Annotated in this window: 10 protein-coding genes; 7 read left to right on the plus strand and 3 right to left on the minus strand. The window is 48.4% G+C overall.

Features of this window, described 5'->3' with window-relative positions; genetic code table 11:
• The first annotated feature begins 163 nt into the window (after nt 1-163).
• The 4 genes from VMT62_13435 to VMT62_13450 all read left to right on the plus strand — a co-directional run bounded on the left by VMT62_13435 (nt 164) and on the right by VMT62_13450 (nt 2,617).
• Complete coding sequence (locus tag VMT62_13435; GenBank protein ID HVN97426.1) at nt 164-976, plus strand: IS1 family transposase; 813 nt, start codon at nt 164-166, stop codon at nt 974-976.
• 131 nt (nt 977-1,107) lie between these two features.
• Nucleotides 1,108-1,749, plus strand: a complete 642-nt coding sequence (locus VMT62_13440; GenBank protein HVN97427.1) for a DUF3800 domain-containing protein — start codon at nt 1,108-1,110, stop codon at nt 1,747-1,749.
• A gap of 214 nt (nt 1,750-1,963) precedes the next feature.
• Nucleotides 1,964-2,290, plus strand: a complete 327-nt coding sequence (locus VMT62_13445; GenBank protein HVN97428.1) for a BrnA antitoxin family protein — start codon at nt 1,964-1,966, stop codon at nt 2,288-2,290.
• 33 nt (nt 2,291-2,323) lie between these two features.
• The gene (locus VMT62_13450) at nt 2,324-2,617 is read left to right on the plus strand and encodes a DUF1330 domain-containing protein (GenBank protein HVN97429.1); all 294 of its coding nucleotides are present in this window, start codon (nt 2,324-2,326) and stop codon (nt 2,615-2,617) included.
• Nucleotides 2,618-2,713: 96 nt separating this feature from the next.
• Here the strand turns inward: VMT62_13450 and der are convergent, their stop codons facing one another.
• The 3 genes from der to VMT62_13465 are packed head-to-tail and all read right to left on the minus strand — an operon-like array spanning nt 2,714 to nt 5,714.
• Nucleotides 2,714-4,033 (minus strand): ribosome biogenesis GTPase Der, encoded by a 1,320-nt coding sequence (der, locus tag VMT62_13455; GenBank protein ID HVN97430.1) that lies wholly within the window; start codon nt 4,031-4,033, stop codon nt 2,714-2,716.
• A 3-nt stretch (nt 4,034-4,036) separates the two neighbouring features.
• Entirely contained in the window at nt 4,037-5,197 is a 1,161-nt protein-coding gene (locus tag VMT62_13460; GenBank protein ID HVN97431.1) for an MFS transporter, read from the minus strand.
• Nucleotides 5,184-5,714: a CoA pyrophosphatase gene (locus tag VMT62_13465; protein HVN97432.1), complete on the minus strand. Its 531-nt coding sequence runs from the start codon at nt 5,712-5,714 to the stop codon at nt 5,184-5,186. The genes VMT62_13460 and VMT62_13465 overlap by 14 nt, the downstream gene beginning before the upstream one ends.
• A gap of 752 nt (nt 5,715-6,466) precedes the next feature.
• On the opposite strand from VMT62_13465, the gene VMT62_13470 reads away from it, so the two are divergent.
• The 3 genes from VMT62_13470 to VMT62_13480 form a co-directional block, all read left to right on the plus strand.
• A complete protein-coding gene (locus VMT62_13470) occupies nt 6,467-6,826 on the plus strand; it encodes a hypothetical protein (protein HVN97433.1) in 360 nt (119 codons plus the stop codon).
• A 531-nt stretch (nt 6,827-7,357) separates the two neighbouring features.
• Nucleotides 7,358-8,212, plus strand: a complete 855-nt coding sequence (locus VMT62_13475) for an alpha/beta hydrolase (GenBank protein HVN97434.1) — start codon at nt 7,358-7,360, stop codon at nt 8,210-8,212.
• Nucleotides 8,213-8,719: 507 nt separating this feature from the next.
• A partial coding sequence (locus VMT62_13480; protein ID HVN97435.1) for a hypothetical protein occupies nt 8,720-9,563 on the plus strand: 844 nt, incomplete at its 3' end.

Genomic DNA, 9,563 nt, shown 5'->3' on the forward strand with positions numbered 1-9,563 from the left:
TGATGATTTTGGATATAAGAAAAGGCCTCCCAGTTCTGGACCAACTGCGGGGCCTTAGTGGGGCGGGACTTGGGCAGTCAGTTCGGGGTTTACACCCGTTCGTTGGGGGTTCGATACCCCTCCGCTCCACCATTCATTATAGAGCCATAACGGAGGCTTGTCAATGAATAAGTTATCGACTGAAAAACAGGAAATGGTTATCAAGGGGTTGGTCGAGGGGGCTTCGATCCGATCTATTGAGCGAATGACCGGAGTTCATCGAGACACAATTATGCGCCTTATGGTCAAGGTCGGGAAAAACTGTGAAAGGATCATGAACGAATCCATGCGTAGCCTGAAGTGCGAAAATATCCAGGTCGATGAGATATGGTGCTTTGTGGGTAAGAAACAACGCCACCTTACAATTGAGGACAACGAACAAGAAGTTGGAGATCAGTGGGTGTTTGTCGCCCTTGACTCAGACAGCAAGCTGATACCGTCCTATAGGGTAGGAAAACGCTCATATCAGAACACCCTCGCGTTCCTCAATGATCTTTCTGAAAGGCTTGATAACCGCGTTCAATTAAGTAGCGATTCATTTAAAGCGTACACGGATGCCGTTGATCAGTCCTTTGGCTCAAATGTCGATTACGGCCAGATAGTAAAATCGTATGAAGCGGAACCGATTGGCGCGGGTAGGTATAGCCCTCCCCACGTTGTTAGCGCCGAGAGAATGGTTATATCGGGTAATCCGTGGGTGCGCAACATATCTACATCCCACGTGGAGCGTCAAAACCTCACGATGCGTATGCAGATGAGGCGGTTCACCCGCTTAACCAACGCCTTCAGTAAGAAGCTCGAAAACTTGAAAGCGGCGGTTGCTCTGCACTTCGCACATTATAACTTTGTGCGGGTTCATGCATCATTACGAATGACGCCCGCAATGAAGGCGGGTATTACGGATCATATTTGGGAGGTGGGGGAATTGCTAATTTAGGGCTTGACAAAGAGGGGCTACGGGTATATCCTTGTCTTTGTAAGTCCTGAAGTATCGTGACGGTTTTTCAAAAGAAAACCCTCATAAGCATAGTGTAATCTATGCCGACTTCAGGCTTTTCCGTTTTTTCCATGAAAATTTATATCGATGAAAGCGGTGATTTAGGATGGAAATTCGATCTTCCGTTTAGGCATGGAGGTTCAAGCCGAAATTTAGCCCTAACTCTGCTTTTCTTGCCCGACATTCGTGATAATAAGCCAAGAAAAATAATTGCGGGGCTTTATTCAAAGTATGGGTGGGTTAAAGAGAAAAAAGCCTCTACAGCGAGCGCGCTTCAAAGGATTGAATTTTGCGAACTTGCCATAGCCCTACTTCATAAATATCCCGATATAAAGATTGACGTAATAATAGCCAACAAAACTAACGTACAGAGCCATATAAGAGAAGATGGCAACAAACTATATAATTACATGTGTGGGCTCGTGGTCCCTGACTATGTTGAACAAGAACCTATCGTTGAATGGATTCCAGATAAAAGAAGTATAAAGGTTACCAGTGGAAATTCTCTTGCTGATTATCTACAGATTAAACTATGGTTTGATTGCGCATATAAAACGAAGATTATTGACAATCCGAGAGAGAGCCACATTGATTATAATCTGCAATTCGTAGACTGGATTTCCCACTGTGTTTGGTTACACTTTGAGCATTCTGTATCAGACCCATTTGACATTCTTCAGTCCCACATCAGAATAAGGCGATTATTCTTTTAGCCTCAAATTAGGACACTACCCGAATGTGAGCAGGTTTTCTTCAACCTGCCGCTTATAGTCAGTGATGATGTTAAACACTCGGAAATAGAAAACCGTTTCTACGTATTAGGGCAGACAAACTCTGAGCGACTGTTGTTTCTGGTTTTTACGATTCGGAAAGACAAGGTGAGAGTCATTTCTGCAAGAGATATGAATAAGAAAGAAAGGAGGGTATATGAAACCTATACAGAAAATACCCCAATTTAAGACTGAGGATGAAGAAAGGAAGTTCTGGCTAAGCCACGATTCGACAGAATATGTTGATTGGAAGAAAACAAAAAAGGTCACTTTGGCTAATCTGAAACCCTCTGTTAAAACAATCTCTTTACGCCTTCCGGAGTCCATGCTTGAGGAATTGAAAGTGTTGGCCAACAAGCGCGATGTCCCATATCAGTCTCTTGTCAAGGTGTTCTTGTCTGATCGAATCGACCAGGAACTCACCGGTAAGCGAGCACACAGCAAATCTTTGCAGCGGATCGGCCATAAACCGGCATCTCGCTGATTTTTGTATTCTCCCGCATAAAGAAGGATCGGTATGTCCGTATACATGATCATTGATTCTAAGATAAAAGATCGCGACGTATACGCACAGTACATCGAACAGGTGGCACCCATCGTTGCGAAATATGGTGGACGGTATCACGTTCGCGGCGAGAACGTCCGAGCGCTTGGGACCTGGAAACCGGAGCGGATTATTATTCTTGAGTTCCCCACAGAAGACCATATCATGAAGTGGCTTGCTTCCCCGGAATATAAAGCAATTGCGCCTTTGCGGGAGGCCGGCGCGGACACTCAGGCCATTCTCGTAGATGGATACCCGGATCAATAATACCAATTCTAATTCTTGCATATAATAGAGCTTCCTCGTGGTCTGAAATCATCATGGAGGAGGCAACAGAGCTATATGAATGAAGGCGATTTGGTATTATTTCTTTTTGAACACAAGCCTTATGGGCGAGCCCGCAAAACCGAACTTTTCACGAAGAGAGTTTTCGAGGTACCGTTTGTAATGCTCCGGGATGAGCTTGGGAAAATTTGAAAAGAGGATAAACGTAGGGGGCGCGGTCTTTGCCTGACTCACATAGAAAACTTTAACCTGTTTTCCCTGTTGGAAGGAGATTGCCAGTCGGGCGAAGAACTCTTCAAAAGCCTTATTGAGCAAGGGCGTGGTGATCTTTCGAGTGAGTTGTTCGTAAACCTTGATGTCGGCGTCAAGAATTCTATCGATATTCTTGCCTGTTTTGGCGGATGTGAAGATGACCGGCGCAAACGAGGCATGGGGCATTCTCTGTTGGAGCATACTCTTATACTCGTTTTCCTTGGCGGCGCCGGCCACCAGGTCCCATTTATTGACGATGATGCAAAGACCCTTACCCCGCGAAACAATGAGATTAGTGATGCTGCCGTCCTGATGCCCTGGACCCTCTTCTGCGTCGATCACGAGATTTACAACATCGGCCCTCTCAATGCTTTTGATGGCGCTCGAAACAGAGAATTCCTCGACTTTCATGGAGATCTTGCTCTTTTTGCGGAGTCCTGCCGTATCGATGAGCAAAAGCTCTCTTTCCTTGAAAGTTATTTGCGAATCGATGGCATCTCTCGTGGTACCGGGCACCACGCTGACAATCATTCTGTCAGCTCCGAGGAGCCTGTTTGTAATGGAAGATTTGCCCGTGTTCGGCTTGCCCACAAGGGCGATCTTCAGCGTAGCTTCGGAAGCTTCATGCTCTACCCCGGCTGTTTCGCCCTGGTCCCGCGCCGTTTTAACCATGTCTTCGAGCATCTCATCGATCCCTATACCATGCTGTGCGCTCATGGGGTAGAATTTCTCCACGCCCAGTTCATAGAAATCGATCAGGTCCTGTTCCCTTTTCTTGGAGTCAACTTTGTTGATGGCGTAAAAAACGGGCTTTTGGCTCTTTCTTAAGATTTTCGCCACATCGCGATCTTCCGGGAGCATCCCCTCTTTTCCGTCGAGGACAAAGATGATCATGTCCGATTCATCGATGGATTTATGTATCTGAAGCTCTATGAGGGGCGAAAAGCCATCCTCTTTGGAGGGCTCAAAGCCGCCCGTGTCGATGAGCACGAATGCCTGTCTCAGATAGTCAAATTCGCTGTAATTGCGGTCCCGTGTCACCCCGGGCGTATCTTCCGTTATCGCCTTTTTGTATCCAAGGATGCGATTGAAGAGTGTCGATTTGCCCACGTTGGGCCTTCCCACTATGCTGACAATTCGTTTCATCGGCTACTCTTTATACTTGAGAAAGAGGCTCAATAGAAAGCCTATAAAAGGCAGGACGGTAATTGATTTCAGCGCGACCGGCACCCCATAACGATCGGCCACCAGGCCAAGAAGGGTAACCCCGATACCGCCCGCCCCGATGGCGAAACCGACCATAAGACCGGATGCGATGCCGAGCCTGTGGGGAAGCAGTTTCTGGGCCATGACCACAGTTACAGAAAAGGTCGAGATGAGTACCATTCCCTGCAAGCCGAGCGCCACAAAGATAAGATAACTCCGTTCAATAAACGGCACAAAGATAAGAGGCAGCGTGATCGTGGCGAGCGCCATGGAGATGACTAGAAAAAATTTGTGCCCCCATTTGTCGGCGAGAGGTGCGCCGATCAGTGTGCCGGCCGCTCCACAGATGAGATAGGTGGAAACGAGTTTGCCCGCAAACAGGGCATCGCCCTTCAGATGGCTGATGTAATAGAAAGGGATGTAAGCGGCAAGACCCATTTGCGTCCAGGACCTTACGACAACCGTGGCGATAATGAGGGAGAGCGACAGATAGGTGCCGGGCTCCGCCCTATGCGCCGAGGCTTGGACCTTAGCATGCTCCTCAACGGGGATGCTGATTGCCTTCCTGTATGCGAGGATGATAATCGTACAGGCAAGCGATGGCAAAATAATGACAGGCATCCATGAGAATCCCAGATACGTGATGATGCAAACCGCGAGAATAGGGCCGAGCGAAAACCCGATGTTTCCTCCAACGGAGAATATGGACATGCCGGTGGCAGGTTTTTCACCAGTGAAAAAGGAGGCCGTCTTGTATCCTTCTGGATGATAGGAGGCAATACCGAGGCCGCTTAACGCTACAAAAAGGAGCAGAAACGTATAGTGTATGGGAAGGGAAAGAAGCGAGAATCCGAATCCCGCGCAGAATAGACCCACGGGAAGCAATATGGCCTTTGTCTTTCTGTCGGAGTAATACCCGAAAATGGGTTGAAGCACTGAGGATGTGAGGTTGGCCATCATGAGGATAATACCGGCCGCGGCGTAGGAGATGGCGAGCCTCTCCTTGAGAAAGGGCAGTATGGTAGGCAGCGCCCCCTGATAGATATCTACGACAAGATGACCCAGGGAAAGGATCAAAAGGACTTTCAGGTCAAACTTCTTCATTTTCCACGATTCTCTTGAACTGAGAGAGTATTCTGTAGGTTGCCCCCCATATCCTGTCGCCATTAAATCGGATAGCGGCTACACTTTCGCTCACACCATTGTAGCCTGCCATCTCATATTCGGGTTTCGCCTGTTTAAGATAGGTATAAGGGAGATTTATGATATAGTCAACTTCCTGCCGGTTCGGGTGAAACTCGTAAGGGTAGGGTATAATCCCCACATAGGGCGCGATTACGAAGCCGGTTAACGTGTAAACATCGTCAAGCCTGCCGATGATTTCGACGTCGTGCCGTTTTACCCCTATCTCTTCACAGCACTCACGAAGCGCCGTTTTCATAGTATTCAGATCATTTTCTTCGTACATGCCGCCGGGGAAGGAGACCTCGCCCTTGTGAAATCTCACTGTTTCTGTCCTCTTGGTGAGAAGGAAGAATACTTCATTATCGTATTCGTATATGGGGATCACAACCCCCGCCAGGATTGTCCTGGGACATTCAACGACTTTCGCCTGATGCATGCTGAGACGTTCTCTGATATGGGAAATCATGCCCTATTGTACCGCGGCAGGCCTGTCAAATCAACCCAAAACAGGGTTGAGACAATGCGTTGCGCGAAAAGAGCGCGGGGAAAAACGATCGCTGGAATACGCTTAAGCGAACCGATGTAATCCTTCTTGCTCGTAACGATAATTTGACGCTTCTTGAGACCCGGTGTCAGAATATCAGCGAGCCTTCTCTCGGGTCCGGATATGTCTCGCTTCTCAAGACATTGTCTTGTAATACGATATGAATGTCTCGCGACGCCACCTGCCGGTAACACGCAATGCTATGATTATGCGTGTTCACGGAGCTCATTGCTTCGCGCTGTCGCGTCAGTCAATCCCTGTCAATGGCAAGGCGCTGATATTAGTTTATTAGATCTGAGTCAAGGTTGAACAGAAATAACAAACGTTTGCGAATCAGTACCTTCTCAGCATCGACAAGAATATCCGGCGCTTCCGACTTCTTAAGCCTTCCATATCGCTCAAAACTTTTTTCGAGCAGATAGAAGCATTGATTCAATGCTTGCCGAAGGGCGCCGTGACACTCCATACCTGTAATACTTGTTCTTTCTTGTTTCATACAGTATTTAACAAGCAAATCTCATGCCACGGCACGCGGGCCGTTCGGAAAAAAATGTTTTACTCTTTGATAGGTTTTGTGTAAAAATGAATAAAAGCAACAGGCACGACCACGATTAAACGTTGATTTGTCTTAAGGAGCGAATAGCATGAAAAGACAAAAAGTGAGCACTCCTGATTTCCGCGACAAATTGACGAGCGACATGATCTCGAAAGTAGAGAAGATATGCAAGGAACAGGGCCACAATGCAAACAGTGCCTCCGTGCAGCGGATGGTGGATGCAGCCATCGATAACTATGTTGAGGATTGGTACGAAGTCTCTCTCGAGGCAATGCAACTTATGGAAGGCGGGGCAGATTTCGTAACGGATGAACAAATCGATGACCCAGAGGTAATAAGAGAGGCGAAATTGAGGGTCATCAAGAGTATGTTCGATGACAGGCCCCCGGGAATTCACGAGCATATTGCCGAATCGGTCATCCAGGATATGGCAAGCGAGCCGCACTAACTAACGAGTCATAAGCTTAAAACCCCTTATCTTAGAGTAAAATCACTGCTTGTATAGAGCACCTCTGCCCCGCCCGCGTGAAACAGCTTAAGGCCCAAATGCGTGTATGTTTTGTGTTTGGAGACAGGCTTGTTCGGAAAAGCGTTTATGCGCGCCCCGTCGGGCCTTGCGTCCTCGAATATACATACAGTATAGTTCTCGGTCAGCAAAACCCGCCGGCGCATCGCATCTCCATCTTTTCACTCCAAGCCTGTCTCCACTCCACCCGCGGCCCTCGGCTACGCTGCCGAGTCCGCGGATACTGAGTCTGAATATACGTTGACTATCCGCAGCGCATAGCGCAGCTTCTGGTTCCGGCATCTACACAACACTTCAATAAAGAAACTGGTGTCTCTATACCTCCAGTTTTACCGTCAGCACCTTATACCATTTTCCAGTTTCTTAGGTTTATTGACAACATGACAAGGTGAATTATGTTCTGTGAAGAAAAGGCTACGAGTTCTTGAGAATCATAATGATAGGAGGACTGTCATGACAGCTGAACGAACGAACCCGACTGATGTGATTTCTTCTCGTACCGAAAACGTCGGTGGCGCCGCCTTGCATTACCTCTCGGCCGGTCAAGGCCCAGCGGTGGTCCTGTTGCATGGCTACACGCAGACGTCGCGCATGTGGAAACCCCTGATCCCGATTCTAGCCGAAAGATTTACAGTCGTCGTACCCGATCTCCCGGGAATCGGTGATTCGGAAGTCCCGACGGATGGCCTAGACATGAAAACAGCCGCTATCCGCATCCATGCACTTATAAAAGCCTTGGGCATCGACAAAGCTCGCGTGGTCGGTCACGATATCGGCCTTATGGTGGCCTATGCCTATGCTGCACAGTTCCCGAAAGACACGGAAAAGCTCGCGGTAATGGATGCCTTTCTGCCAGGTGTTGCCGGATGGGAGGATGTCTACAACAACCCTGCTATATGGCACTTTCGCTTCAACGGCCCAACGCCCGAAGCACTGGTGCGCGGCCGCGAACGAATCTACTTCGAACACTTCTGGAACGACTTCGCGGCAGATAAGAACCGCTCGCTCTCTGAGGCCGATCGCGTGGCGTATACTGCGGCTTATGCGCGTCCAGGACGTATGCGCGCCGGCTGGGCCTATTTCGTCTCCTTTCGGCAGGCGGCCAGGGATTTCACGGAATTCTCTAAAGATAAACTCACCATGCCGGCCCTTGCGATCGGCGGCGAAAGGGCAAACGGAAATTTGCTGGGAGAACAAATGAAGCTCGTCGCTGTACACGCCACCATGGTCGTGCTCAAGGACACGGGACACTGGGTGCTGGAGGAAAGGCCGAAAGAGACGGCCGAGGCACTTGTGAAGTTTCTGTGACGAACGATCATGTGCATCCCGCTTGAAACTGTTTAAGGCTAAGATGCGTGTATGTTTTGTGCCTGTCTCCACTCCACCCGCGGCCCTTAAGCTATGACGCTTTAAGTCCGCGGTTATTGCAAATGAATATACGTTGACTATCCGCAGCGCATAGCGCAGCTTCTCATTTGGACATCTCCATTACTGTGCCTTTCTACTGCGAGCCGCGGGAGTTATGGAGGGGCGTTGAGAGGTGGCCTTCTTCCTGTAAAGCGGTCGCCTGGCTTTTTTGCTAAAGCACAATATTACAATTAACTATCAGCACCGGTATTATCCCGAATAATTTTCTTGTATCGTTTCGGTTCCAATGTAATAATTCACAAAGTACATAGTGACCTGACAACGGATTAAGTGAGCCGAAGCGGGAAGAGAAATACTCAGCTATCCGGATATCACGCCAAGAATGACGGGCTATCCGGTAGACGCACGAAAAATTCACGTGGGTAATAGCTAGTGAGGAGGAATGCAATGATCAACCGTGTCACAAAGTGGGCGACAATTATTTGTTTTTTGATCCTTGTATCAATGCCTGTTTCTACCATGGCTGCCGATGTTCTCGGCAAGAAGCCAAATCATGTATCGGGTGGTCCAAGTTCAGTTTACAATGAGCAAGCCATCACGAAGTTGATATGGGCTCCCGGAATCGATGACGGATATGTGCCGCAAGGGCTGACAGTGGCGGAAGGTTCTGTCCTGGTTTCCGGGTACAAGAGCACAGACCCAAAAATCGGTCGAGGACCTTGTCGCGTTTTTAGGGTGGACGTCAAAACGGGCGAATACATCGGTCAATTTGATTTACCCGAAGACTTTGGACATGCCGGTGGGTTGGTCTACGTCGGAAAAGGTGTTCTGATCGCTGGCGATACGAGACGACTGTATAAGATTGATATAAACAAGGCTTTCCTGGAAGGCGATACGAAAAATGCCGTTCTAGGTGTCGTCAAACTCGGAGGTGAGCTGAAAGCCTCCTTTGTCGACTTTGATGGAACGTTGATCTTTGTAGGCTCATCTGAAAAGGATTCGAGCAAAGCGAAAGGATTTTTCTTACCAGCATCCATTTTCGAAACCCACAATGGAAAGACTATTACAGAAGATGTGGCCTTAAGAAGTATCCCGATAGGGGCAGAAGCGAATGGGGCGGCCTTTGATAAACAGGGCAATCTGTGGATTACGCTGAGCAGCAGCAAGCATGGGGATCTCCAGAAACTTGACCCTGTTTCCGGGAAAGTCCTGGCTAAATACGACATGGTAATAGGGGTTGAGGATCTCGGTTTCGACGAAGATGGAAAGTTGTGGTCGGTATCTGAAGCAG

Source organism: Syntrophorhabdaceae bacterium, assembly GCA_035541755.1.
In the GTDB taxonomy this organism is placed as follows: domain Bacteria; phylum Desulfobacterota; class Syntrophorhabdia; order Syntrophorhabdales; family Syntrophorhabdaceae; genus PNOF01.